Source organism: Salaquimonas pukyongi (genome assembly GCF_001953055.1).
GTDB lineage: Bacteria > Pseudomonadota > Alphaproteobacteria > Rhizobiales > Rhizobiaceae > Salaquimonas > Salaquimonas pukyongi.
Map to the genome: position 1 here is coordinate 1,772,685 of NZ_CP019044.1, position 24,571 is coordinate 1,797,255.

The 24,571-nt window shown below is 59.9% G+C and carries 27 protein-coding genes and 1 pseudogene; 14 read left to right on the forward strand and 14 right to left on the reverse strand.

The window, feature by feature from the left end:
• Nucleotides 1–282 precede the first annotated feature (282 nt).
• The 7 genes and pseudogenes from BVL55_RS08615 (at nucleotide 283) to aat (ending at nucleotide 8,972) form a co-directional block, all read left to right on the forward strand.
• Nucleotides 283–501, forward strand: coding sequence for a hypothetical protein (locus BVL55_RS08615; RefSeq protein ID WP_156892482.1), 219 nt, complete (start codon nucleotides 283–285; stop codon nucleotides 499–501).
• A gap of 54 nt (nucleotides 502–555) precedes the next feature.
• The gene (locus BVL55_RS08620) at nucleotides 556–3,699 is read left to right on the forward strand and encodes an Rne/Rng family ribonuclease (RefSeq protein WP_075996543.1); all 3,144 of its coding nucleotides are present in this window, start codon (nucleotides 556–558) and stop codon (nucleotides 3,697–3,699) included.
• 281 nt (nucleotides 3,700–3,980) lie between these two features.
• Entirely contained in the window at nucleotides 3,981–5,282 is a 1,302-nt protein-coding gene (locus tag BVL55_RS08625; RefSeq protein WP_075998031.1) for a M48 family metalloprotease, read from the forward strand.
• Between the two features lie 50 nt (nucleotides 5,283–5,332).
• A complete protein-coding gene (locus BVL55_RS08630) occupies nucleotides 5,333–6,127 on the forward strand; it encodes a DsbA family protein (protein ID WP_075996544.1) in 795 nt (264 codons plus the stop codon).
• Between the two features lie 264 nt (nucleotides 6,128–6,391).
• On the forward strand, nucleotides 6,392–6,853 hold the full coding sequence (accB, locus tag BVL55_RS08635; protein ID WP_075996545.1) for an acetyl-CoA carboxylase biotin carboxyl carrier protein: 462 nt from the start codon (nucleotides 6,392–6,394) through the stop codon (nucleotides 6,851–6,853).
• A 32-nt stretch (nucleotides 6,854–6,885) separates the two neighbouring features.
• Nucleotides 6,886–8,233 (forward strand): annotated as a pseudogene (accC, locus tag BVL55_RS08640) (acetyl-CoA carboxylase biotin carboxylase subunit).
• Between the two features lie 67 nt (nucleotides 8,234–8,300).
• The gene (gene aat / locus BVL55_RS08645) at nucleotides 8,301–8,972 is read left to right on the forward strand and encodes a leucyl/phenylalanyl-tRNA--protein transferase (protein ID WP_075996546.1); all 672 of its coding nucleotides are present in this window, start codon (nucleotides 8,301–8,303) and stop codon (nucleotides 8,970–8,972) included.
• Here aat and BVL55_RS08650 read toward each other — a convergent pair.
• The 3 genes from BVL55_RS08650 to BVL55_RS08660 all read right to left on the reverse strand — a co-directional run bounded on the left by BVL55_RS08650 (nucleotide 8,915) and on the right by BVL55_RS08660 (nucleotide 10,646).
• Nucleotides 8,915–9,343: a DUF2155 domain-containing protein gene (locus BVL55_RS08650; RefSeq protein ID WP_075998032.1), complete on the reverse strand. Its 429-nt coding sequence runs from the start codon at nucleotides 9,341–9,343 to the stop codon at nucleotides 8,915–8,917. The genes aat and BVL55_RS08650 overlap by 58 nt on opposite strands.
• A 149-nt stretch (nucleotides 9,344–9,492) precedes the next feature.
• Nucleotides 9,493–10,239 carry a metallophosphoesterase gene (locus BVL55_RS08655; protein WP_075996547.1) on the reverse strand — a complete coding sequence of 249 codons (747 nt, stop codon included), beginning with the start codon at nucleotides 10,237–10,239 and terminating at the stop codon, nucleotides 9,493–9,495.
• 32 nt (nucleotides 10,240–10,271) lie between these two features.
• The gene (locus BVL55_RS08660) at nucleotides 10,272–10,646 is read right to left on the reverse strand and encodes an NADH:ubiquinone oxidoreductase subunit NDUFA12 (protein WP_075996548.1); all 375 of its coding nucleotides are present in this window, start codon (nucleotides 10,644–10,646) and stop codon (nucleotides 10,272–10,274) included.
• A 123-nt stretch (nucleotides 10,647–10,769) separates the two neighbouring features.
• Here BVL55_RS08660 and BVL55_RS08665 point away from each other — a divergent pair, with 123 nt between their 5' ends.
• The 3 genes from BVL55_RS08665 to BVL55_RS08675 are packed head-to-tail and all read left to right on the forward strand — an operon-like array spanning nucleotide 10,770 to nucleotide 12,951.
• Nucleotides 10,770–11,207 carry a hypothetical protein gene (locus BVL55_RS08665; RefSeq protein ID WP_205410775.1) on the forward strand — a complete coding sequence of 146 codons (438 nt, stop codon included), beginning with the start codon at nucleotides 10,770–10,772 and terminating at the stop codon, nucleotides 11,205–11,207.
• Nucleotides 11,204–12,454: an MFS transporter gene (locus BVL55_RS08670; RefSeq protein ID WP_075996550.1), complete on the forward strand. Its 1,251-nt coding sequence runs from the start codon at nucleotides 11,204–11,206 to the stop codon at nucleotides 12,452–12,454. The genes BVL55_RS08665 and BVL55_RS08670 overlap by 4 nt, the downstream gene beginning before the upstream one ends.
• A gap of 44 nt (nucleotides 12,455–12,498) precedes the next feature.
• Nucleotides 12,499–12,951, forward strand: a complete 453-nt coding sequence (locus tag BVL55_RS08675; RefSeq protein ID WP_205410776.1) for a DUF1801 domain-containing protein — start codon at nucleotides 12,499–12,501, stop codon at nucleotides 12,949–12,951.
• Between the two features lie 45 nt (nucleotides 12,952–12,996).
• Here BVL55_RS08675 and BVL55_RS08680 read toward each other — a convergent pair whose 3' ends face one another.
• The 4 genes from BVL55_RS08680 to BVL55_RS08695 all read right to left on the reverse strand — a co-directional run bounded on the left by BVL55_RS08680 (nucleotide 12,997) and on the right by BVL55_RS08695 (nucleotide 14,667).
• Nucleotides 12,997–13,209: a cold-shock protein gene (locus BVL55_RS08680; protein WP_075996552.1), complete on the reverse strand. Its 213-nt coding sequence runs from the start codon at nucleotides 13,207–13,209 to the stop codon at nucleotides 12,997–12,999.
• A gap of 438 nt (nucleotides 13,210–13,647) precedes the next feature.
• Nucleotides 13,648–13,872: a twin-arginine translocation signal domain-containing protein gene (locus BVL55_RS08685; RefSeq protein ID WP_075996553.1), complete on the reverse strand. Its 225-nt coding sequence runs from the start codon at nucleotides 13,870–13,872 to the stop codon at nucleotides 13,648–13,650.
• Nucleotides 13,869–14,213 (reverse strand): twin-arginine translocation signal domain-containing protein, encoded by a 345-nt coding sequence (locus tag BVL55_RS08690; protein WP_075996554.1) that lies wholly within the window; start codon nucleotides 14,211–14,213, stop codon nucleotides 13,869–13,871. Before BVL55_RS08690 ends, BVL55_RS08685 begins: the two co-directional genes overlap by 4 nt.
• A 43-nt stretch (nucleotides 14,214–14,256) precedes the next feature.
• Nucleotides 14,257–14,667, reverse strand: a complete 411-nt coding sequence (locus BVL55_RS08695; RefSeq protein WP_156892483.1) for a hypothetical protein — start codon at nucleotides 14,665–14,667, stop codon at nucleotides 14,257–14,259.
• 233 nt (nucleotides 14,668–14,900) lie between these two features.
• Between BVL55_RS08695 and BVL55_RS08700 the strand changes: the two genes are divergently transcribed.
• The gene (locus BVL55_RS08700) at nucleotides 14,901–15,575 is read left to right on the forward strand and encodes a nitroreductase family protein (RefSeq protein WP_075996556.1); all 675 of its coding nucleotides are present in this window, start codon (nucleotides 14,901–14,903) and stop codon (nucleotides 15,573–15,575) included.
• Nucleotides 15,576–15,581: 6 nt separating this feature from the next.
• On the opposite strand, the gene BVL55_RS08705 is transcribed toward BVL55_RS08700, so the two are convergent.
• The 4 genes from BVL55_RS08705 to BVL55_RS08720 are packed head-to-tail and all read right to left on the reverse strand — an operon-like array spanning nucleotide 15,582 to nucleotide 19,218.
• Nucleotides 15,582–15,998, reverse strand: a complete 417-nt coding sequence (locus BVL55_RS08705; protein ID WP_075996557.1) for a DUF1330 domain-containing protein — start codon at nucleotides 15,996–15,998, stop codon at nucleotides 15,582–15,584.
• Complete coding sequence (locus BVL55_RS08710) at nucleotides 15,998–16,522, reverse strand: hypothetical protein (RefSeq protein WP_075996558.1); 525 nt, start codon at nucleotides 16,520–16,522, stop codon at nucleotides 15,998–16,000. The genes BVL55_RS08705 and BVL55_RS08710 overlap by 1 nt, the downstream gene beginning before the upstream one ends.
• A gap of 54 nt (nucleotides 16,523–16,576) precedes the next feature.
• On the reverse strand, nucleotides 16,577–18,841 hold the full coding sequence (locus BVL55_RS08715) for an efflux RND transporter permease subunit (protein ID WP_075996559.1): 2,265 nt from the start codon (nucleotides 18,839–18,841) through the stop codon (nucleotides 16,577–16,579).
• Nucleotides 18,841–19,218 carry a hypothetical protein gene (locus tag BVL55_RS08720; protein ID WP_075996560.1) on the reverse strand — a complete coding sequence of 126 codons (378 nt, stop codon included), beginning with the start codon at nucleotides 19,216–19,218 and terminating at the stop codon, nucleotides 18,841–18,843. The genes BVL55_RS08715 and BVL55_RS08720 overlap by 1 nt, the downstream gene beginning before the upstream one ends.
• A 177-nt stretch (nucleotides 19,219–19,395) precedes the next feature.
• Between BVL55_RS08720 and sfsA the strand changes: the two genes are divergently transcribed.
• From sfsA to radC, 3 genes are read left to right on the forward strand one after another with little or no spacing between them, the layout of a single operon-like run.
• A complete protein-coding gene (gene sfsA / locus BVL55_RS08725) occupies nucleotides 19,396–20,103 on the forward strand; it encodes a DNA/RNA nuclease SfsA (protein WP_075996561.1) in 708 nt (235 codons plus the stop codon).
• A gap of 51 nt (nucleotides 20,104–20,154) precedes the next feature.
• Entirely contained in the window at nucleotides 20,155–20,979 is an 825-nt protein-coding gene (gene map / locus BVL55_RS08730) for a type I methionyl aminopeptidase (protein WP_075996562.1), read from the forward strand.
• Nucleotides 20,980–21,036: 57 nt separating this feature from the next.
• The gene (gene radC, locus BVL55_RS08735) at nucleotides 21,037–21,795 is read left to right on the forward strand and encodes a RadC family protein (RefSeq protein WP_075996563.1); all 759 of its coding nucleotides are present in this window, start codon (nucleotides 21,037–21,039) and stop codon (nucleotides 21,793–21,795) included.
• On the opposite strand, the gene BVL55_RS08740 is transcribed toward radC, so the two are convergent.
• Genes BVL55_RS08740 through BVL55_RS08750 form a run of 3 tightly spaced genes read right to left on the reverse strand, consistent with a single transcriptional unit; the run spans nucleotide 21,792 to nucleotide 24,417 of the window.
• Nucleotides 21,792–23,417 carry an NTP transferase domain-containing protein gene (locus BVL55_RS08740; protein ID WP_075996564.1) on the reverse strand — a complete coding sequence of 542 codons (1,626 nt, stop codon included), beginning with the start codon at nucleotides 23,415–23,417 and terminating at the stop codon, nucleotides 21,792–21,794. The genes radC and BVL55_RS08740 overlap by 4 nt on opposite strands.
• Complete coding sequence (locus BVL55_RS08745) at nucleotides 23,414–24,139, reverse strand: XdhC family protein (protein WP_075996565.1); 726 nt, start codon at nucleotides 24,137–24,139, stop codon at nucleotides 23,414–23,416. Before BVL55_RS08745 ends, BVL55_RS08740 begins: the two co-directional genes overlap by 4 nt.
• Nucleotides 24,139–24,417 (reverse strand): XdhC family protein, encoded by a 279-nt coding sequence (locus BVL55_RS08750; RefSeq protein ID WP_075998033.1) that lies wholly within the window; start codon nucleotides 24,415–24,417, stop codon nucleotides 24,139–24,141. The genes BVL55_RS08745 and BVL55_RS08750 overlap by 1 nt, the downstream gene beginning before the upstream one ends.
• Between the last annotated feature and the right edge of the window lie 154 nt (nucleotides 24,418–24,571).

Below are 24,571 nucleotides of genomic sequence, written 5' to 3' on the forward strand. Positions count from 1 at the left end.
ATCGTCCTTGCCGGAACGCTGCAGATCATCTGCCGTTGCGGTTTACGGGGCGCCGATGGCGGAACCAGACGCCAGTATTTTGATCATTTTTTGATCGGTTCGATACTAACCGCGTCATTTCCACCGTGTGCGCCACCACTGGGCATCGGTTCAGGCAAGCGCCCGTCTTCAGACAGGATTTCGTGTCAACTCCGGAGTTGAGGAGCCGGATTGCATCGATTAACCGCAGGCCGTCACATTGTACGGGCCTGCGAACTCACCAGCCGGCAAGTCCGGTTAATCATGAAGCCAAAACGGCGTGCGGGAATGGAAGCGGTTATAACAACAACAGGGACAAGTGGGGAGAATTTCCTCATCCCCGGCGGCATCGAAGGCCGCCAGCTTGCCCTGGCCTCCCGCTTTGCACGCCACATTTACAACGAGACAGGCGCAAGCCGGAAACTGACATCCGCCGCCGCCCCAACCGGGCGCGGTATGGACATGCTGCGGTACGACAGATGATCGACACACAAAGACACAGCATTTTCCGCTCCGCGCCTGCGGAGAACTTATTCAATGGCCAGCAACAAAATGTTGATAGATGCCTCCCACCCGGAAGAAACCCGGGTCGTGGTGGTCCGTGGAAACCGAATTGAGGAATTTGATTTCGAGGCCCAGGAGCGCAAACAGCTCCGCGGCAACATCTATCTTGCAAAGGTAACACGGGTCGAACCGTCGCTGCAGGCGGCGTTTGTCGACTATGGCGGAAACCGGCACGGTTTTCTCGCCTTTTCCGAAATCCATCCTGACTACTACCAGATTCCGGCAGCCGACCGGCAGGCGCTGCTTGCCGAGGAGGAGGCCGTCGCAGCCGAGGCTGAAGCCCAGGAAGAGGCTGATGCGCTGATCGATGCCGATGACGACGGCGATGGGGAAGAAGCCCCCGCGCCGAAGCGGTCCCGCCGCCGTTCCAGGCGCTCCAAGGCGGAAAAGCCGGCCAAAGGGGCGGCAGCAGAGGATGCAGATACCGAGACAGCAGAGGCAGATGCCGGTGAAGAACCTTCCGGCGCTGATGCTTCGGCTGATATTGCCGATAGCGAAGCGGAGGAAGCTGAAAAACCCAAAAAGCCGAAGCGCAAACCCCGTGCCGCCGCAAAACCGCGCACCCGCAAAACCGCCCGCAAGAAATCCGCCGGCGATGCTGAAGACAGCGCGGACGGCAGCAAAGCGGACGCAGAAGACGGCAGCAAGACCATTGCTGCGATGATGGAAACCGATTCGGTCTCCGAACCCGCACCACCGGCAGACGATGATGCCGAGGACGAGCGCAGCACCGACGGCGCGGAACACGAAGGTGCCGGTGAAACCGACGCTGAAGCAGCTTCCGAACCCAAAAAGCGCAAGCCCCGCGCCACCAGATCCCGCAAGAAAAAAGCGGAGGATGAAGCCGTGAGCGCCGGGGCCGAAAGCGGCGAAAACGATGACTCCGAACCGGAGAAGGAAAAGCCGAAGAGAACGCGCTCCAGGTCCAAGAAAGCCAAGGAAGCCGAAAAAGACACCGAAAAGCCGGAAGAAGAAACGGCGGAAGCTGCTTCCTCCGGCGAAGAGGCCGCTGAAGCGCCGAAAAAGGCCCGCCGCCCGCGGCGGCGCAAGAAGGCCCGGGAAGAGGCAGGTGACGAGACGACCGGCAAGCAAGCAAAGCCGGAAGACGGCGACAACGGCGCTGACCAGTCCGACGCAAACGGCCATGAGGCAAATGGCGGCGTGATCGAATCGGTCGGTCAGGACGATGCCCTGGAAGAAGGCCGCATCAAGCGCCCGCGCCGGCAATACAAGATCCAGGAGGTCGTTCGACGCCGCCAGGTCATGCTGGTTCAGGTCGTCAAGGAAGAACGCGGCAACAAGGGGGCAGCGCTTACCACCTATCTGTCGCTCGCCGGCCGTTATTCGGTACTGATGCCCAACACCGCCCGAGGCGGCGGGATTTCCCGCAAGATCACCAATCCGGCTGACCGCAAGCGGCTCAAGAGCATTGCCCAGGCGCTCGACGTGCCCAAGGGCATGGGGGTTATTCTGCGCACCGCCGGTGCCTCCCGCGAGCAGGAGGAAATCCAGCGCGACTTCGACTACCTGATGCGGCTGTGGGACAATGTACGCAACCTGACACTGGCTTCCACCGCACCGATCCTGGTCTATGAGGAAGGCAGCCTGATCAAGCGCTCCATCCGCGATCTTTACAACAAGGATATCGGCGAGATCGTGGTTTCCGGTGAGGCCGGCTATCAGGAAGCCCGCGACTTCATGAACATGCTCATGCCGAGTCATGAAAAGAACGTGAAGCTCTACAAGGGCGACCAGCCGATCCTCTCGCGCTACAGCATCGAAAGCCAGCTCGAGAAGATGGTAACACCGCAGGTAACGCTGAAATCCGGCGGCTATCTGATCATCAACCAGACCGAAGCACTGGTTGCCATCGACGTGAACTCCGGCAAGTCAACCCGCGAGCATTCCATCGAGGCAACCGCCCTGCAGACCAATCTGGAAGCGGCCGAGGAAATTGCCCGGCAACTGCGCTTGCGCGATCTTGCTGGCCTCATTGTCATCGACTTCATCGACATGGAGGAAAAGCGCAACAACCGCTCGGTCGAGCGCAAACTCAAGGAATGCCTGAAGAGCGACCGCGCCCGCATCCAGGTCGGCCATATCTCCCATTTTGGACTGCTGGAAATGTCGCGCCAGCGCATTCGTGCCAGCGTTCTGGAAAGCACCATGGCAGTCTGCCCGACATGCCACGGCGTTGGCCATGTGCGTTCGCAGTCCTCGTTGGCACTGTTGATCCTGCGGGCACTGGAGGACCACCTCAACCGCAACAGCCGCAACGATGTTTCGGTCAAGGTCTCTCCATCGATGGCCATGTATATTCTCAACACCAAGCGGCGGGCGCTCAGTTCGATGGAGCAGCGCTTCGGCCTGCAGATCATCATCGAAGCCGACCACGACATCGGGGACCAGGACTATTCGTTCGAAAAAGGCGATCCGGCAACCGGTGAACCGGGATCGGCCGCCGTCAACATGATGCATGGCAGCACGCCGTTCGATCACGACAGTGAAGATGAAGACAATGAGGACGAGGACGGGCGCAACAAGCGCGGGCGCCGCCGCCGTGGCCGTGGCAGGGACAAGGATCGTGAGCGTGATCGCGACACCGGCCGCGAGACTGACCGCGAAGCCGGCGGTGACCGCAACGATGCCCAGAGTGCGCGGGACACAAGCAGCGATGTATCCGGGGAAGCCGATGATGCTGCAAACGGCAATGCGGCCTCCACGGAGGAACCGGCAGCAGAAAGCGCAAGCCGCCGCCGCACACGCCGCTCAAAATCAGCAGATGCCGGCGAATCGCAGGATGGCAAAAAGGCTGCAAAAGCCGACACGCCTTCAGCCGATCCGCAGAGCGAAGAAGACGAAGCGGATGCCGAAGCCCGCCGCGCCAAACGGCGCACTGGCCGTCCCGGAAAAAAGGCGAAAGTTGCGGCCGAAGAATCAGACACCGATACCGCCAGCGAGGCTGTTGCTGACGATTCTCCCCGCGAAACGGCGCCACCGCGAAAGGTTCAGCGCCGCAATACCCGGCGGGTCAAGAAAGATGGCGATGAAGTTGCTGATGGCGAAGAAGCCGCCTCCGGCGAAAGTCAGCCAGGCTGGAGCGGCTTTCTGAGCTGATTACGCTTCCGGTTTTGCAAACAGCATAAGGCAAAAACAATGTTTGAGCAGCAGGGCATGGATGGATTTCCATGCCCTGCTTGCCACTTGCCACCTTGTCGCCACATGCGCGGTGTCCTAGTTTCAATCGTGTTTTCGCCCAATTCAGATTTTCGGCGACCGGAACAACCATGCCGCTTGAAGCAATAAAATCCATTTCTCACCTCCCCGCCACGCCAGCACACCCAAGCAGGCCGGTTTTATCCGTCCTTTCTGCCATTTTCCTGATCCTTGTCCTTGCGATGCCGAATACCGGCTGGGCGCAGCGCCTGCCGCTGGTGCGCGATGCGGAGATTGAGGGGCTGCTGAAATCCTACACTGCACCGATATTTGCTGCCGCCGGCCTTGGAAAGGGTGCGGTCGACGTCTATCTGGTGCACAATCCCGCCTTTAATGCATTCGTCACCGACCGCCGGATGTTCATTCATACCGGCGCCTTGATGCAGGCCGATGTTCCCAATGAGATCATCGGCGTGATCGCTCACGAAACCGGCCATATCATCGGCGGCCATCAGGTCAGAATGCGCGACCGGCTGGAGCGGGCCCAGGTGCTGGCGGCCGTTGGTGCCCTGCTTGGCGCCGGCGCAATGGTGGCAGGCGGCGATCTGGGCGATGCAGCCGGACAGGCCATCATTTCGGGCGGCGGCAATACGCTCAAACGCACGCTGCTTTCCTATCAGCGCGAAGAGGAAACTGCCGCTGACCGCGCAGCCGTCACCCTGCTGGAAAAAACCGGCCAGTCCGGCGCCGGCATGCTCAAGACGTTCGAGCGGCTGGGTTCCCAATTGCTGTTTTCCTCCTCGCGCATCGACCCCTACATCCAGAGCCACCCCCTGCCCCGCGCCCGCATTGCCCTGCTTCAAACCGTTGTGCGCCAGTCGCCGAGCTTTAACAGGCCCGATCCCGAGGCACTGCAAATCCGCCACGACATGGCGCGCGCCAAGATTGCCGCCTATGCGGGCGGGCTTGGCCAGGTCCGGCGGCTGTTCAGGGACAGGCCCAACAGCCTTCCCGCCCTCTATGGCACCGCCATCGCGCAATATCTGCGCGGCGATGTGAAAAGCGCCTTGCGGGTTATCGACAAATTGATTCAGAAGATGCCAAATCACGCCTATCTGTATGAAATCAAGGCGGAAATACTGCTGAAGAGCCGCCAGGCCGGCAAGGCGGTCGCCCCCATGCGCAAGGCCATCCAGCTCGATCCCTTCAAATCCGGCCTGCTGCGTGTCCAATACGGCCATGTGCTGCTGGAAACCGGCAAGCGCGAAAACATTGCCGAGGCGATTAAGCAGATCAAGGCCGGCCTTGCCCGCGACCGGAAAACCGTTTCAGGCTATGAATTTCTTGCCCGTGCCTATGCCAAGCTCGGACGGGAGGCGGAAGCCCTTGCCGCCACTGCAGAACAGCGGTTTCTTGTCGGCCGCTACAAGGAAGCAAAACAGTTCGCCTTTCGCGCTCAAAAAGGTTTGAAGAAGAATTCACCGCAATGGGTTCGCATGCAGGACATTGTTCTGTACAAGCCGAAGAAGAAGAAACGCTTCTAGATTGCACGCAGCCAAGGGCTGACTGCATAACCCGATCAGGGATATCGTTCATGACACCATCTTCCGTCCAATACTCGACCCTGCGCAATTTTGCCGGCCGAAGCCTGGCTGCGGCAGCCCTTGCATTGACACTGCTCCTGCCGGCACCGGGCGCCGGTAATCAGGCCATGGCCGCTGAACTTGACCGGGCCGAGGTGGAGAAGATCGTTCGCGAATACCTGCTTGCAAATCCCGAGATCATGCTGGAAGTCCAGCAGGCACTGGAGCAAAAACAGGAGGAAATGCGGCTTGCCCAGCAGAAGGATACCCTGCAGGAGCGCGCCGGCACCATTTTCAACTCCAAACACCAGATGGTCATCGGCGACCCGGATGCGCCGATCACGGTGGTTGAGTTCTTCGACTATAATTGCGGGTTCTGCCGCCGTGCCCTGGCTGACATGGAGCGCATACTTGAGGAAAACAAGGACGTCAAATTCATCCTCAAGGAATTTCCCGTCCTCGGCGAGGCTTCGCTTGCCGCCCACCGCGTGTCCTTGAGCGTAGCGCGCAACTTTCCCGATATTTATGCGGAGTTTCACCGTCAGTTGCTGAGCCATGAAGGCCGCAAGGATGGCGATGTGGCACTGGAAATTGCCCAGTTTCTCGGCGCCGACCGCAAGAAGCTGGTCGATGACCTTGCCAATCCGGATACCATGGCCGCCTTCAGCGAAATTTATTCCATCGCCGACGGACTGGGCATTACCGGAACCCCCTCCTATGTGATTGGCGATGACGTCGTGTTCGGCGCCGTCGGCTATGACCGCCTGATGCCGCTGATCGAGGAACAAACCGGCGAAGGCGGGTAAAACCGGCGCCCATTTCCATGGTTCGCCGGCCCGGTAACCTTTTCTGGTGAAAAGGAGCCTTCGGCCGGCTCTGCCGCGCGAAAACCCTTTCCCTCCAACGGCGCTGTCTGTATAACCGCCGGGATCAAATTACCTGGTACGCCGTGCCGTGCGCAGTCTGTTGCGGTTTAACTGAATTATCCGACGGCCTGCCCCGGTGCCTTTACCAACCCGCGCACCGGTTTTACGGGGAATGGCTGTACCGCGCCACCGGATGGGACACACATGTCGAAAAAGAACGCCATCGATCAGGAAATGATCCGCGAACTGGCGGAACTCCTGAAAGAAACCGAACTAAGCGAAATCGAGGTTGAGCAGGATGACCTGCGCATCCGCATCGCGCGCCATGCGGCGCCGCGTGCTGTCGAGGTTGCTGCCCCTGCCGTTGCAGCACCTGCGCCTGCCCAGCCTGCCGCTGCCCCCGCCGCTGCAGCCCAGGACGACGAAAACCATCCCGGCGCTGTGACGTCGCCCATGGTCGGCACTGCCTATCATTGCCCCGCTCCGGGCTCTGACCCGTTTGTGAAGGTGGGCGATAGCGTCAAGGCGGGCCAGACAGTCATGATCGTCGAGGCGATGAAGACCATGAACCAGATCGCCGCGACCAAGGCCGGCACGGTTTCGCGCATCCTGGTCGAGGACTCGCAGCCCGTCGAATATGGCGAACCGCTGCTGATCATCGAGTAATGCAGCCGCTGTTTCCTGCGAGGTAGCCAGGGATGTTCAAGAAAGTTCTCATTGCCAACCGCGGCGAGATCGCCCTGCGCATTCTGCGCGCCTGCCGCGAGCTTGAAATTCCCACCGTCGCCGTTCACTCCACCGCGGACGAAACGGCAATGCATGTGCGCCTTGCCGATGAAAGCGTGTGCATCGGCCCCCGCAGTCGAAGAAAAGCTATCTCAACATGCACGAGATCATGGCAGCGTGCGAGATTACGGGTGCAGACGCAATCCACCCCGGTTACGGTTTCCTGTCGGAAAACGCGAAATTCGCCGAGATCCTGGAAGCCCATGACATCACCTTCATCGGACCTTCTGCCGAACACATCCGCATCATGGGCGACAAGATCGAGGCCAAGATTACGGCAAAACGCCTCGGCATTCCCGTTGTGCCGGGTTCTGAAGGTGGCGTGACCGACGAGAAATCGGCCAAGCGCATTGCCGCTGACATCGGCTATCCGGTGATCATCAAGGCTGCTGCCGGCGGTGGCGGGCGCGGCATGAAGGTCGCCACAAGCGAATCTGAACTGTCCCAGGCATTTCACACCGCCCGCAGTGAAGCAGGCGCCGCTTTTGGCGATGATGCGGTTTATATCGAAAAATACCTTTCCAAACCGCGCCACATCGAAGTTCAGGTAATGGGCGACGGCAAGGGCGGCGGCATTCACCTTGGCGAGCGCGACTGCTCCCTGCAGCGCCGTCACCAGAAGGTATGGGAGGAAGCGCCCTCCCCGGTGCTGGGCGAAGCAGACCGCCGCAAGATCGGTGAAATCTGCGCCAAGGCCGTTCAGGGCATGGGCTATTCGGGCGCCGGGACCGTGGAATTCCTTTGGGAAGACGGCGAATTCTATTTCATCGAGATGAACACCCGCCTGCAGGTGGAACACCCGATCACCGAAATGATCACCCGCATCGATCTGGTCAACGAACAGTTGCGGGTGGCTGCCGGCGAAGGCCTTTCGGTGAGCCAGGAGGATGTCATCTTCTCCGGCCATGCCATCGAATGCCGCATCAATGCCGAGCATCCTGAAACTTTCGTCCCCTCACCGGGCAAGATCAGCTATTACCATCCCCCGGCGGGCTGGGCGTTCGGGTCGATTCAGGTGTCTATCAGGGATATTCCATCCCCCCGCACTATGACAGCCTGATCGGCAAGCTGATCGTTCACGCCCGCACCCGCGAAGAATGCATGCGCCGCCTGCACCGCGCGCTCGACGAGTTCGTCGTCGACGGCATTGAGACCACCTTGCCGCTGTTTCGCGATCTTGTCACCAATCCGGACATCGCGGCCGGCAATTACGACATCCACTGGCTGGAAAAATACCTCGCTGCCCGCCAGGACTCCTGACCGGCCACTGCTATTGTCGCCCGCAATATAAATCGCTATTTCAGGCACATAGCGACAAAGAAGAGCCATGGCCGGAACCCAGGACATTCTGCTTGAAATCACGCCGCAGGTTTTGCTGAAGGCCTATGCCTGCGGCATTTTTCCGATGGCCGAATCCGCAGACGATCCAGGCCTGTTCTGGGTTGAACCGGAAATGCGCGGCGTCATTCCGCTGGATGCGTTCCACATTCCCTCCAGCCTGCGAAAAACACTGCGCAAAAACCTGTTTGACGTGCGCATCGACACCGCCTTCCACCAGGTCATGGAAGCCTGCAGCGCACAAACGCCGGATCGCCGGACAACCTGGATCAACGAGCGCATCAAGCGCCTGTACGGCGAACTGCACCTGCTCGGCAATGCCCACAGCGTGGAGTGCTGGAAAGACGATGAACTGGTTGGTGGCCTTTACGGCGTGCGGCTGGGCGCCGCCTTTTTTGGCGAAAGCATGTTTTCGCGCCAGCGCGATGCCTCAAAGGTGGCGCTGGTGCATCTGGTCCACCGCATGAAAGCAGGCGGGTTCAGACTGCTCGACACCCAGTTCACCACCGATCATCTCAAGCGCTTCGGCGCCATCGATATCCCGCGCGAGGAATACTCGCAGCTATTGGAAGAAGCCGTGCAGGCGCCTGCCGATTTCTTTCCCTATGAGGGCGGCGGCACCTCGGACTCCATTTTGCAGTCCTTCAGCCAGATGTCATAGACGGGGTGCTCGACCGCGTTCAGGCCCGGACTGTCGGCAAACATCCAGCCGGTGAAAATGCGCCGGATGTTGGAATCCAGCGTGATTTCGTCAACCTCGACAAAGGTGGTGGTCTTCGGCGTTTCGGTCTTGGGCCGAGAATAGCACACCCGCGGCGTTACCTGCAGCGCGCCAAACTGCACAGTCTCATCGATATAGACATCAAAGGTATGGATGCGGCCGGTGATCTTGTCGATGCCGGAAAACACCGCAACCCGGTTGGCCGTCTTGTCATTGGCCACACCTTCAAACGGCAACACCGCCGCGGCGGCGGCCAGCAACACTGCCCGCAAGAGCCGCCCCTTGCCGGTGTTGCGTTGTTCGTTGCGCATGGTTCGCGATTGCTGTCTGGATTGCATCATCAGGGCCGCACATTGAATTTTCACAGCAGGCGATTCAGTTGCCCTGCTGGTTGGTGGTCGCGTCTATAGCCTGTCTTTACGGCAGTTCCAAGGAGGCTTCCGTGCCATTTCAATCCTGCTTACGAGGCCGTGACCTGGCCTGCCTTGCTGCCGGTTTGCAGAACGCGGATGGTGTTTCCCTCCAGCACCACGCAACTCAGGATACCGCTTTCATAGGCGCCGGTGTCCACATTGATCCGGTTGGGCTGAATGTCGACCCGGTCCCATGGCGTATGCCCGTGCACCACCACCTTGCCGAAATCGCCCTGATGTTGAAGAAACTCGTGCCGGATCCAGATCAGATCCTTCGCCTGCTGATTGCCAAGCCCAACCCCCGGCTTCACCCCGGCATGGGCAAAAAAATATCCGCCTTCCTCATGAAAAAGCGACAATGACGACAGAAATTTGCGATGAGAGGCGGGAAGTGCCCGTGACAGCGCGCGCGAAGCTGCCGGCCACGCCGCATCGTCCTCCGGTTCAATGCCGTAGGACTGGAGCGTCTCAAGCCCGCCATAGCGGAAGAAATTGAAGGGGGCCTCGTCAATACCCTCGGCGAATTCGAGCATTCGCTGGTCGTGATTGCCAAGCAAAAACACCATGTCGTGGCAGCTGGCCTGTGCGATCAGGAAATCGATCAGGCCGCTGGTGTCCGGTCCCCTATCGCAATAATCGCCAAGCATGATGATACGGTGATGGGCTACGGACGCCCGGGCAAGGTCTTCCTCGATAATCCCGAACAGCTCCTGCGCCAGGGCAAGATGGCCATGGGTGTCGCCGACCGCATAAAGCCGTACTCCCTCCGGTGCGCTTGCCTCACCCGTGAGCATCAAATGCCTCTTCTCGCAGAAACTGTTCCCGGTTACGGACGCCAGGCCTCGTAGTCGCCGGTAACTTCCGGGCGCTCCTGGGGATTGGCCATGGAGCCTTTGGGATAATAGGCAGCACCCGTACCGGTCGGGTTGGCACGGTGCTCAAGCTCCCAATCCCGTTTCCTGTAGTCTTCCTCAGTTGGCGGCGTGTCCACGCGATAATGCATCCAGCCGTGCCAGCCGGGAGGAATGGAACTGGCTTCCGCCAGGCCGTTATACTGCACCCAGCGGCGCCCGCCATCGCCTTCATAATAGACGTTGCCGAACTCGTCCTCGCCCACCCTGGTTCCCTTGAGCCAGGTGTAAAATCTCGTTCCCCAGGTCGAGCCGTTCCACCAGGTGAAAATCTGCTTGAAGAGCAACATCGCGGAGCCTGCATTTCCGGTTTGACTTGGCGGCGGTTATGCCGTGATGTGGGTCGATTGTCCATAGCGGCATGGCAACGCGAACACGGCTGATGCCAGCAGGAGCAGAGCAGGATGAAACCCATGCGGTTTACACCAGTTGCAGCGGTAATTCTCTCAGCCTTTGCCACCGGCCTTGTCTTCCACACCAGCGCCGCCGCACAGGATGGCCCCCTTGGCGTTGCCTTCGTGGAAGCGCCCGAACAGGGCAGCGGCATGTGCTTTTCGCAAAATGCCGATCGCGGCTTTGAATGCGCCCGCCAACGGTGCATGGAATCAGGCGCTGAAGCCCGCGATTGCCTGCGTGTGAAATGGTGTTTTCCGGCCGGCTGGAGCGCCGATGTGTTCGTGCAGCACAAGGAAGGGCCTCACTGGCACGTCTATCTGTGCGGCTGGCAGGCGGAAGCCGATCTTGATGCTGCCGCCAAAATTGTCTGCGAAGGGTCAGCCGCCCAATATCTGATTGAATGTGCAACCGTTGGAAAATGGGATGCCAGCGGAGTGCGGGTTGATAACCAATGAGAACTGGTGATTCCCATACCCGGCCGCCGGTCGATGGCTCCGCCGCCTGGCTGCGGCTGACCCTGTGCATCATCGCGGGCACCGTGATCAACATCGGCATGTGGGCGGCCATTCTGGTTCTGCCAAACATCCAGACCGACTATGGTGTGGACCGTGCCGATGCATCCGCCGCCTTTACCATGGCGATGGTGGGTTTTGCGCTCGGCAATCTGGTGCTTGGCAGTTGGGTGGACCGATACGGCATCGCGCCGATCCTGGCAGCCTCCGCCTTGGTGGCCTCGGTGTGCTACGCGCTGTCCACCCTGGCGCCCAACATCTGGGTGTTCGCGGCCCTGCAATTGCCCATAGGCTTTGCCACCGGCGCCGGCTTCGGGCCCCTCATTGCAGATGTCTCTCACTGGTTCCGCCGCTACCGGGGGATTGCCATCGCGGCCACCGCCTGCGGCAACTATGTTTCCGGCACGCTGTGGCCGCTTGTGTTGAAGGGACCGATTGCCGATGAAGGCTGGCGCTTTGCCTTCCTGATCATTGCGGTTGCCTGTTTCGTGCTCATTCTGCCGGTTGCCTTCCTGTTGCGGCAAAAGCAGAAAGGGCCGGCCGGGCGCATGACGCTCGAACCGCCGCACAAGACCATTCCGCTCAAGTCCTGGCAGCTTACCGCGCTGCTGCTCGTGGCAGGCTTCGGCTGCTGCATGGCGATGGCCATGCCTCAGGTTCACATCGTTGCCTATTGCGTCGACCTCGGCTTTGGTGCGGGCGTCGGCGCGGAAATGCTGTCGCTGATGCTGGCAGCCGGCATTGCCAGCCGCCTGCTTTCCGGCTTTCTGGCAGACCGCATTGGCGGCGTTCCAACCCTGCTGATCGGTTCCGTGCTGCAGGGCCTGGCGCTGTTCTTGTACATTCCCTTCAACGGCCTCGTTTCGCTCTATGTCGTTTCTCTGATCTTCGGCCTTTCCCAGGGCGGTATCGTTCCCAGCTACGCCATCATCGTGCGCGAGTACCTGCCGGCCGAAGAAGCGGGAAAACGCATTGGTGTCGTGATGGTTGCAACGGTGGGCGGCATGGCCGTCGGCGGCTGGGCGTCGGGTTTCATATTCGATCTGACCGGCTCCTACCGAATGGCCTTTATCCACGGCATTGCCTGGAACATCATCAACATGGCGATCATGGTGTTTATCCTGCTGCGCTCGCGGCCGGCGAAACCGCGGCGCGCCGCCGGCGGCGAACTGGCTTCCGCTGCAGGATGAGGTATCATGCACTCAGGCGCTGTCATGTGCTTTGGAGGTGAAGGGTGAGCGAGAACAAGACACGCCCCATGGCGGGCAGTCCCAAAGCGTTTATCGAGAAGGTTGAGCACGCAACCCGCAAGCGCGATGCGCAAACCCTTCTGCCGCTGTTCGAGCGATGGACCGGCCTGCCGCCTGTCCTCTGGGGCAGCGGCCTGGCAGGCGGTCCCGCCAGCGCGATCATCGGCTTTGGCCGCTATCACTACCGCTATGACAGCGGCCGTGAGGGCGATTTTTTTCTGACCGGCTTTTCCCCGCGCAAGCAGTACACAGCCATCTATATCATGCCGGGATTTTCAGCCTATGAAGAGGAGCTGGCACGCCTGGGCCCGCACCGCCATACGGTGTCCTGCCTCTACCTTACCAATCTGTCCAGAAACGACACCGGCGCACTGGAAACCATGGTGCGCGACAGCGTCGAACGCATGAAGGCAAAACATGACTGGCGGGAGCGCTGATCACTCCCCCTGCAACCGCCCTTTGGGCGATGTGTGCAGAACGGCCTATACTGCCTGCAGGTTTATCGCCTTCGGCCCCTTGCCGCGGGCATCTTCTTCCGTTTCGAACGACACTTTCTGGTTTTCGGTAAGTTCGGTTAGGCCAGAAGCCTGAACGGCGGATATGTGGACAAAAATGTCCTTGCTGCCGTCATCCGGCTTGATGAAGCCATAGCCCTTGTCGGTGTTGAAGAACTTTACCGTTCCGGTGATCGCCATATCTGGTTCCTTTTTTCGATCGTTACGCCGCAGCCCTCATCGCAGGCAACGGCAGTTGCGCCGGCAAGCCGGCTCGTGGCAGGCAGAGCACTATGTCGAAGAAAGGCAGATACCTTGTCATCCCGGTCTTGTGCGCCAAGGGCTTCATGAGCCGGGGCGCTGCTGCCCGGGGATAAATCACCCGGGGCATGCTCACCTGGGATGCAACCGGACAAGGAAACTTGCGTGTCCGGTACGCATTCGGATGATGATCCATTCCTGTGGAATTTCCCATCACGATTCTACTTCGGTCTTCCAGTCGTCTTCATGTTCGCAATATGCCCGAACAGGCCAATCATCGCTGCTTGCCGTAGGCTAGGCAAGTAAAAAGATGTAACGCCAGCATGACAGCCCGCTGCGGCGCCGGACAGATTTGACGTGCCCGGCGCTTGTTTTCATTCAGCCCGGAAGCACCTCAAAACCAGGCCGGCTTGCCCGGGGATCGCTGGCAAAAACATAGACCGGCGGCAAAGCTGTTCCGGCAACGGCCTTGCTGCGAATGCCCTGCGCCGGATCAGACCGCACGCTATTGAGGGATGCGCCGGCCGCAACGATAGTCAGGCCGAAAACCGATCCCTGCTTTAAAAAGCGGCGGCGCGATACGGTATTTTCAACGTCGCTCATGCTGCCACTCCCGATGCTTCAAACCGGGCCGCAGCACCGATCTGCGTATCACAGCACGGACAGAAACTGGTACGGATTGCCCGGGCGGTTGCTTCAGCACCGATCGACGGATCGGCGATGGTCTGCGAAAGCGCATCCGCCATCGCCGCGTGCAGATGGCTGCATGTGCCGCCCGCACCGCCGGCAACAGCACCGGCGCTAAATTTCTCCGGCATGAAGACGCCAGAAGCCGGGCTGTTAAGGCCGATGAATGCGGCACCGCCAACCAGGGCTCCGCCAGCTAGCGTTCCGCCCACAAACCGGCGCCGGGAAATCGGCTGTAAACTGGTTTTCCTGCTCATGATTTGGTCCTTTCAAGTGCGTTCGTCCTGGCTGCGCCGGGGTTCAAACCGTCTGTTCGTGCCATTGCCATTGCGGCACTACGGCAGAAATGGAACTTGTCGCCGGCTGGACCCGCTGACCGCATCCTGGACAACGCGCCTCCATCAGCGCCTTTGCAGTGCCCTCTCCGTCAATCGCCGGATCGGCAATGATATCGTCGAGTTCCAGCGCCATCTTGTGGTGCACCTGACCACACAGATAGCGGCCCAGATGCCCCTCACCCCGGCGCCATTTGCGCCATCTGCGCCCCTTGCCCGCAAGCCCACTGCCCTGCAGAACGCCAAGCGCTGCTTGCGCCATGCCCGGCACGGCAGCCGCGGTTGCCAGCACCGTCCCGCCAAGCAGCATCGCCCGGCGGCTCAACCCGGCCCCGCCCGATGAATGCGGGACACTGTCTTTTTTTGAATGCATCATTTCAATCTCCTTCCCGGATTGGTTCACACCCATATAAACCATACTTATGCTCAAATCAAGTATAAGTATGGTTTGACCAACCGATACCGCCTTGCTGCACACATGCTTAGCGCCCTGCGCCGCCTTGTTCACCTGCTTCGCACCCATAAGGCATTTGCCCGCTTGTGTTTTTCCCCGCACTGGTCAATTCAGGGTTTCAAAAGATTTGGCCGGGCGCAAAAAGAGAGGTGGCGATGAAGGTCAGTGAAGCAGTGATGAAGCGGCGCTCTGTGCGTGCCTTCACCGAGGAGGCCGTTGAAACCGAAAGCATTCTGGAATGCCTGCGCAAGGCGGCCCGCGCCCCGTCAGGCGGCAATGTCCAGCCCTGGAAAATCACCGTCGTCAATGGTGAGGCAACGCGGCGGTTAAGGGCCATCATGGAGGAGCGGCTTGCCGGCACGCCCCATCCCGATGGCGAGGCCCCCGAATACGCGGTTTATCCGCCCAAGCTCGCCGAGCCATACCGGACGGCCCGCTACGAGGTTGGCGAGGAAATGTACGGCCATCTTGGCATCGCCCGGAAGGACAAGGCGGCAAGGCGGCAGTGGTTTGCCAACAATTACCGCCTCTTCGGCGCCCCCGCGGCGATTTTCTGCTTCATGGACCGTTGCATGCTGCCGCCCCAATGGTCCGATTGCGGAATGTTTCTGCAAACCTTCATGCTGCTGCTGGAGGAAGCAGGCCTCAACAGCTGCCCGCAGGAATGCTGGTATCAATATCCCAGAACGATCGCAGACTTCTGCAACATGCCGGAAAACATGATGCTGTTCTGCGGTGTGGCCATTGGGCACGAGGACACCGCCCACCCGGTCAACCGGCTGCGCACGAGGCGCTTTCCCGACACCGAATGGCTGAACATCGTCGAATAAGGGTTGTTACCCGAAACCGCCCTGAACCGTTTTGGGTTTCATGCGAATCAGCCGGGAGGTTTTCACCGCCGCCTGCCGGTGCACGACCGCCTGCCGGTAGACCGGGTTGCGCAGCATGTCGATAAACGCCTGCCCGCTTGGATATTCGGCAATGAAGGCAATGTCCCAGGCCTCGTCTTCAGGACCAATCAAGGTGAGCTGAAATTCCCCCGACCAGATGATGCGGCCGCCAAGTTCGCGGAAAACCGGCCCACTCTCCCTGCCATAGGATGCATACGCCTCCGCGCCACTGCAAACCGCGCCATCGGGATAGACCGCCTGCTCCTTCAGGCGAACCAGATTGAGCATCTGTACCGGGTGATCGCGTGGCAGATCCTTGAAACGGCCGAAGCGTTCCTTGTCGGGATCAACGAAATCCGTCATCAGCGCTTCTTCAGATTGATGGTGCCGGAAGGCTTGTATTTCTGTGTCTTGCTGTCAAAGGCATAAAAATCCGCCTTGATACCGCTGTCTGTCCTGGAAATGTGCTGGCGCACCCGGATGAGATTGCCGGTCTTGTTTTCCAGCATGTTGGTGGTGAGCACCATCTTGCCGCCGGAAAACTGGCCGCTTGTCTTGGTGACCGTAACGTCCTTGCGGGCTGAAACAAACGAACCGCTCAGCTTGCCGCCATTGGCCACAACCTTGCCGTTGACCACGCTCTTGCCCTTGGTGCTGGCGCAGTTCCCGTTGATTTCCAGCGCTATGGCGGAAGCATCGAAATGGTTCGCCACCTTGCAGGATATCTTGGTGGTTTCATCCCCAACCACCACCGCATTGCCGCGTCCGGCATAACTTCCTTCCAGGCTCTTGAGAAAGTCCGCCGCTGTCTCGGCACCAACGGGCGAAAAGGTGGCAACGAGAATGAGACTGGCAGCGGCTACAGCTTGCGGAAGGATTTTTATCATGGTGTCGCCATCGGGTTTGGGTGAACACCGCCGGAGAGTTTTAACACGGCGCCGTCAGTTGCGGAAGATGCGCTGCCTAAATCCTTCAAGTGTCAAAATATTGGCAGGCAGTATCAGCAGGTTGGAAAGCAGCGCAACAATCAGCGTGGCGATCATCAGCCGTCCGATCACCGGCACGATGGGAAGCGAACTGATAAGGGTCACGGTGATGGCAGCACAGATGATGACCGTTCCCGCCATCAATGCCGGGCCGACCTCTTCGAGCGAGGCAGCAAGCGCATGGCGGACTTCCTTGCCCTCCTGGCGCTGGCTTTCAAACACGTTCATCAAATGCACCGCATTGTCGATGGCAATGCCGAAGGCCACGGTCAGCGCGACCACTTCGGAAAGATTGATGGTTCCCCCGAGGAAGTACAGCACGGTCAGCACGAAGAAAATCGGCAGCAGGTTCGGCGTGATCGCGGCAAGAAACATCATCGGAGAACGCGTCGCCAGTCCCAGGATCGTCACGCCCAGGATGATCGCCAGAATGAGACTGAGGCGCAATTGGTCGATCAGCTTGGTGAACTCGATGCTCATGAGCACCGGAAAACCGCTTACCAGGATATCATCCCCATAGGCAAGTTGAGACAGCCGCTCGCGCAGTTCATCGGTCAATTCGATGAGCTTTGCCACGGGCAGATCGGATGAAAGCCGCACGCCAACCAGTGCCGCCATGCCGTCATTGGCGATAAAGTCCGTGCGCCCTTCATTGACGGCCTCCTGAACCACCTCGGTGATGCGCTCGCGGGCAGCATCGCTGCGCGCACTGCGCAATGCCTGGGCTGCCGAAAAAATACTCGCCTCACCGAATTGCTCACCGGCAATGGCGCCGACAGCCTCAAGGCGCTCCCGGTTTTCCACGCTGGCAAAACCGCCTTCCTCTGCGAAAGGAACCGAAAGCAGCATCAATGCCCGCCCGCCGGTAATGTCGTTGGCCAGAACCTCGCCATAGCGAACCTCCGAGGACTTCGGCAGATATTCGGTAAGGCGGTATTCCGCCGTTACATCGCGCTGCAGGACGCCAAAGCAGATCATCAGAACAACACCCAGAAGGGCAAGCACCCACGGGTGGCCGATGGTGACTGGCCGCGTGCGCTTGCCGATGCCGTGAAAGGCGGGTGTCTGCCGCATGCCGGTATGGGCAAGGCCGAGCTTGATTGCCCAGTGAATGGCAAGCGGAAGCCCGATGATCACGGCAACAAAGGCAAGCAGAACGGCTCCCGACCCCAGATAGGCGAATTCCTTCAGCGCCTCGCTGTCGGCATAGGAAAATGACAGGAAGGCCAAAGCCGTTGTAATGGAGGTCAGGGAGGATGCCGGCCCCACCCGCACAATCGCCTCTGTCAGATTGTCCTCGGCATCGGATTGCACCGCATTGAGGGCCTGCCAGCGATAATACAGGAAGATGCCGTCGGCGAAGGCCAGGATAAGCGCCAGCGTCGGCAAGACCGTCGTCAGGTAATTGATCTCCACGCCGAACAGGGCAAAAAGGCCAAAGGTCCACAGCGCCGTCAGCATTGGCGGTACGGCGCAAAGGACGGCGGCCAAGAGGCTTCTGAAAACATAAAAGGCAATCCCTGCCCCGATCAGCAGGCCAAACACGGTCAGCTTCACCTGATCGTCGAGCAGGGCTTCCAGAATCGCCGCGCCGATGGGCGTCAGGCCGGTAAAGGAAAGCTTGAAATCCTCCGGCGCTGCCGCTTCCGCCGCCTCTTTCAGCGTCACATAGGCGGCAAAGCTCTTTTCGTCATCCTCCTGAACCCCGGTCACCAGGGAAGCGGTGATGACGGCAACCCCGCGCTCCTTGTTGAACAGGCTCGCCGCCTGCGGGTATTTCTCAATCAGCTGGTCAAGGAGGGCCAGCGCGTCCTCATCGCTTCCCAGTTCTTCGGGAAACCACTCTCGAAACTCGCCGGTTTGCGGATCGAAATCAGGCACAGAGAAAATCGAGTTGGCCTGGGAAACACCATCGGCGAGCGAAACGTCGAGCTGCAGGTTGCGCAGATCGTCCAGTCCTTCGGCTGTCAGCAGCCGGTCGGATTCGATGAGGATCGTCACATCGCGGGAAAAATTGCGATAGGACTGCTTGATCTCATCATAGTCGCGAAATGCCTGCGAACGGTCCGGCAGGACCGACAGAATGCTGCCATTGAAATTCACATGGCGCACATTCAGCCCGGCAATCGCGATAAGTGCCAGCACCAGCAGCGAAAACAGCACCGGCCGCCGTTGTGCGGCGAGGCCGATTTTTTCAAGTCCGAAGCCAATGCGCCACATTACTCGCTCCAACCACACTCATGCGGCGGATCAAACCGCTCGATTACCATCTTTGCGCCGGCAGCAGCCTCCAGCTCACAGCGATCTGGAGCCCTCTCGCTGCGGGCGATCTGTATCATTCCCGCCCTGCCGGCCTCCGGTGAGGCTGAACAGCTAACATCCCCGTCCTCGATCAGCATGGTGGACGTTTCTCCGCCAAAAACGGCAATCTTCGCGACCAGAACCTCGCCGGCACGGTTTTCAACACAAAGTTCGGCCGGCGCCAGCGAAAGTCCGTCGGGATGAAACAGAAAGCGCGAAATTTCCCCGTGGAACAAAAACAGCGCACCAACCAGTGGCAGGACCAGCACGATCGCGATCTTGGCCAATCTCGGCATTGCATTCCATTCGGACCTGGAGCAATTCAGATTTTGACAGAACCGGAAAAACCTGAAACCCGCTGATACATAGACAACTGCCGCACGTTACCGCGCGGCGTTTGGCCGTGTGTAATGAAAGCGGGCCGCCGCAACAAGGCCAAACTGGCATTCAAGCCAACATAAAGGGTCAAAAGCTTGAAGTTTGTGGACGAACTCATCTCCTGTACGCTGATCCGGCGCTACAAGCGCTTTCTTGCCGATGTTCAAATGCCGGATGGCAGCGTGATCACCGTCCATTGCCCCAATCCGGGCGCCATGCTCGGTCTCGATGCGCCGGGATCGCGCGCCTGGATTTCCGACAGCCGCAATCCTGCCCGCAAACTGCGCCATACCTTGGAAATCGTCGAGGCGGACGGAACGCTTGTCGGCATCAACACCAACCTGCCGAACCGCCTGGCCCGCGAGGCCATGGAAAACGGTCTGGCACCCCTTCGGCCCGGCGCGACAATTCTTGCCGAGCAGAAATATGGCGAAAACAGACGCATCGACTTTCTGATAAGCGAAGAAGACCGGCCTCCCTGCTTCATCGAGGTCAAAAACGTCCATCTCGTTCGCCGCCGCGGCCTGCATGAATTTCCAGATTGCAAAACCGCCCGCGGCACCAAGCATTTGGGCGAACTCATCCGGCAGGTGGAGGCCGGCAACCGGGCCATGATGCTTTACATCATCCAGCGCTGGGACGGGGACCGCTTTTCCATCGCCAGCGACCTTGATCCGGCCTATGCCAGGGCCTTTGCTGATGCCAAAGGCGCCGGCGTTGAAATGCTGGCGCTCAAGTGCCGCATCACGCCGGAAGAAATCACCGCTGTCGAGCCTGTTGAGATCGTCGATCCGGTCTCCTAACGCCCCTCGGAAGTCTTGCACACAAAACGCTTTCGCTGCATAGAGCATGGCATGCAGAACTACATCGAAGCCAGTCACGCACCCGCAAAGAACACCGGAACCATCAAGCTTTATGGCAAGGACGGGTTTGAGGGCATGCGCCGCGCAGGCCGGTTAACCGCGCAGTGCCTCGACCAGTTGGCAGCCATCGTCAAACCCGGCGTCACCACGCGGGAAATCGACGAATTCGTCTTCCGCTTCGGTATCGAGCATGACGCCTTTCCGGCAACGCTCAACTATCGCGGATACACCAAGTCCTGCTGCACCTCGATCAATCACGTGGTCTGTCACGGCATTCCCAATGACAAGCCGCTGCGCGAAGGTGACATTCTCAACATCGATGTGACCCTGGTGCTGGACGGCTGGCACGGCGATTCAAGCCGCATGTACACGGTCGGCCCGGCCCGCCGCGCTGCCGAGCGCCTGATCGCGGTCACCTATGAGTCGCTGATGCGCGGCATTGCCGAGGTCAAGCCGGGCGCCACCACCGGCGATATCGGTGCAGCCATCCAGCAATATGCCGAAGGCGAGCGCTGCTCGGTGGTGCGCGATTTCTGCGGCCACGGCCTCGGCCTGCTGTTTCACGATGCGCCGAACATTCTCCATTTCGGCCGAAGGGGTGAAGGCGTGGAACTGCGCCCCGGCATGATCTTCACCATTGAGCCGATGATCAATCTCGGACGCCCGGCGGTAAAGGTCCTGAGCGATGGCTGGACGGCGGTGACGCGCGACCGCTCGCTCTCGGCCCAGTTCGAGCACTCCGTGGGCGTAACCGAAGACGGCTGCGAGATTTTTACCCTTTCCCCGGCAGGGCACACTGTGCCACCATACATCTGATTGAGGGCCACCCACAGGCAAACTGCCTGCCCTCGCACAACGAATGGCGAGGCATGAATGCCGGGTGGCAAATCACACCCCCTTTCAACAGGGGATGGTTTTGAAGAAAAGACGGCACGGGGAGCAGGCGCGCCGCGCAGCCGAAAACCCCATTTTCATGGCCATCGCGAACGCATGCGGACAAAGTTCGCCAGGGCGGGGGCGGCTGCCATGGCCGAATACGAAATCCTGGAAATGCTGCTCTATCGTTCCATTCGCCAGGGCGATACCAAACCGATCGCCAAACGGTTGGTGGAGGAATTCGGCTCGCTGTCGGAAGTGTTGTCAGCGCCGGTGACACGCCTGACCGAGATAAAGGGCGTCGGCGAAGCAGTGGCCCTCGACCTGAAACTCGTCCAGGCGGCCGGGGCACTGCTGGCAAGCGGCAGCATTCGCGAACGCCCTCTGCTGACATCCTGGACCAAGGTCCTCGACTATTGCCGCGCCACCATGGCCTTCGAGGACCGGGAAATGTTCCGCATCATCTTCCTCGACAAGAAGAACCGGCTGATCAAGGACGAGGTCCAGCAGGTGGGAACGGTGGACCACACGCCGGTCTACCCCCGCGAAGTTGCCAAACGGGCGCTGGAACTGTCGGCAACCGCCATCATCCTCGTCCATAACCACCCATCGGGCGATCCCACGCCCTCCCGCGCGGACATCGAGATGACAAAGCTGATCATTGATGTGCTCCACCCCCTCGGCGTAACCGTTCACGACCACATCATCATCGGCCGCGAGGGACACGCCAGTCTGAAAGGCCTGCAACTGATTTAGGGCAGGTCCTTTAACAAGGCATAGGCTTGCGGCGTATCGACGTCGAGCGCGGCAGCTTCCCCGATTTCCACCTCAACGACATCGTCCGCGTTCTGCCCGATGAGATGGCGGGCACCGGTATCTCCGCTGATGGCGGCAAGCGCTTCAAAATGCGCCCTCGGCCAAAGCACCGGATTGCCTCGCCTGCCCTTGTTGGTGGCAACCACAATGGCTTTTTCAGCCGCAATGCTGTGGGCATTCTCCCCAAGCGCTTTTGCCATCGCTTCCAGCATGTTTGGTGTTACCTTCGGCATGTCACTCAAAAGGATGATCACATGGCTTGCACCCGGTGTTACCGCTTCGATGCCGCACCGAAGGGACGCTGCAAGCCCCTCCTCATAGCCGGCATTGTGCACTACTTTGACGTCCAGCCCCTCCAATGCAGCCTTCACCGCCTCCCCCTCATATCCGGTCACGGCAATGACTTCAGCAATGGATTTTGCATCGAGGGCAGCTCGCACAACATGGCGCACGATCGGTTCGCCGCCATGATCCAGCAGCAGCTTGTTGTCTTTTCCCATGCGCCGCGACTGGCCGGCCGCCAGCACGATGGCCGATATGAATGTCTTCGCCTTGCTGCTGCCAGATGCTTCGCGCGGCTGGGGTCTCGACGCAATCTCCATCAAAAGGCCGCCGGAGCCCATGCGGCCGATATCTTGGCTGGTGACGGCAATACCTGCCAGCAGCCGCTCCAGAACGAAATCGAACCCGTTGCGCGCCGGCGAGCGGGCGCAGCCGGGCGCACCCAGAACCGGCTTTCCGTCCAGTTCGCCAAGCATCAGCAGATTGCCCGGATCAACCGGCATGCCGAGCCGCACAACCTTTCCTCCGGCAGCCCGCAAACCTTCGGGAATGACATCGCGGTCATCGCAAATGGCGGACGCTCCGAAAACGATCATGAGATCGCAATCGCCTGCCCGCTGACGCAGGGCTTCTTCAATCTGTGCCGCCTCGTGGCCGACAGCATCGTGAAACACCACAGTAGAGCCGCTGGCCTGCAAGCGGCCCTCCATCACCCGCGCGGTCTTGGCAATGGTGGCATCCTTCAGCGCGGGCAGGCGTGTGGAAATCAAGCCAACGCGTTTTGCGGCATAATTGTGCACCGCCAGCACCCCCGCTTGCCCTGCCAAGGCCTCCACCGCTTCTACCGCCTTTTCTGCCACGGCGTAGGGAATGATCTTCACCGTTGCCACCATGCGGCCTGCCTTTACCGGCGTAAAATCGGCAAGCGTTGCAAACGTAATGCCCGGATCGACGGCATTGATGGCGTCGATGCGTTCTGCGGAGATCCGCAAGACCCCTGCATGTTCTGCATGAAAATTGACGCGCCCGGTTCCCGCATCTGCCGCAATCGCCCCGCTAACGCCAAGGGCTTCGGCAATCCGGCCGGCCGCCACATCCTCGTTGACGTCTTCCTTGCCGGGAATGGCAACGATGAGGCTGTCGATCCCGGCGTCCGACACCTGTTGCAGGTCCGCCCTGGAAAGCACCGTCCCCTTGCGGATCGTCAGCTTCCCCCGCCTCAGGGTGTGGGCAAGAATTGCACCACCACAGTCTTCCAGCAGAAACCGGCCGAATTTCATGCTTCCCGTCGCTCCCGGGCCCCGCTGGCGACACTCCCCTGAACCGGCCGCGTGCGATAGGCCTGGATGATCTCGCCGATGATCGCCACGGCAATCTCCATCGGGTTGGAGGCAGCGATATCAAGCCCGATGGGCGCATGAATGCGGGCAAGCTCCGTTTCACTCACCCCTTCCGCCTTCAGCCGCTCAACCCGCTTTGCATGGGTTTTGCGGCTCCCCAGCGCACCAACGTAAAAGCAATTGGTCTTCAGCGCCTCGATGATGGGAAAATCATCGATCTTTGGATCATGGGTTACCGCAACCAGTGCGGTAAACGCATCGAGCGGGCGTTTGGCAAGTTCGTCCTGCGGCCATTCGGCCGCCAGATCGACACCGGAAAACCGTTCCGGCGTTGCAAAGGCCGTGCGCGGGTCGATCACCCTGATTTCATATCCCGCAATGGCGGCAATGGCGGCCAGGGCCTGGGTGATGTGCACTGCCCCGATGGCGGCAATCCGCGGTGCTGGAACGTGAACGTTGAGGAAATATTTCTTTCCCTCGACCGCATGCATGCCGGATTTGCCGCTGCGAAAGGCTGTTGCGGCAAGATCACCCAGCGCGCCGGCGACCTCGTCAGCCTCCAGGATCACCCGGTCGCGGCCAGTCTCCATTTCGGTCAACAAAATGGCCGCACGGCGCTCCCGGCGAGCGGCGTTGAGTTTTTTGAGGCTGGCGGGGTCCATCAGCCGACTCTTTCCACATAGACACGGATCTTGCCGCCGCACGAAAGCCCGACCTGCCAGGCAGTCTCGTCGGCAACGCCGAATTCGAGCATTTTCGGTTCGCCCGAATGCAGCACATCCATGGCATCGGCGATAACGGCGCCTTCCACGCAGCCGCCGGAAACCGAGCCTTCGAAATTGCCTTCGCCATCGATGACAAGATGCGCCCCGGTTGGCCGCGGCGCCGAGCCCCAGGTTTCAACCACGGTGGCAATCGCCACTTCCCTGCCCTCCTTCATCCAGGCCTCGGCAATGTCGAGTTCCCGGTCCAAAACCGTCAATGGTGTTCCAGGGGGCGTTGAAGTAGCTGTCGTCATGGGGTTTGATTTCCGGTTCAGGCCAAACGGAAGGCAACTGTAGTCCTCCCACCCCTGCCGCTTCAAGTAGCATCAA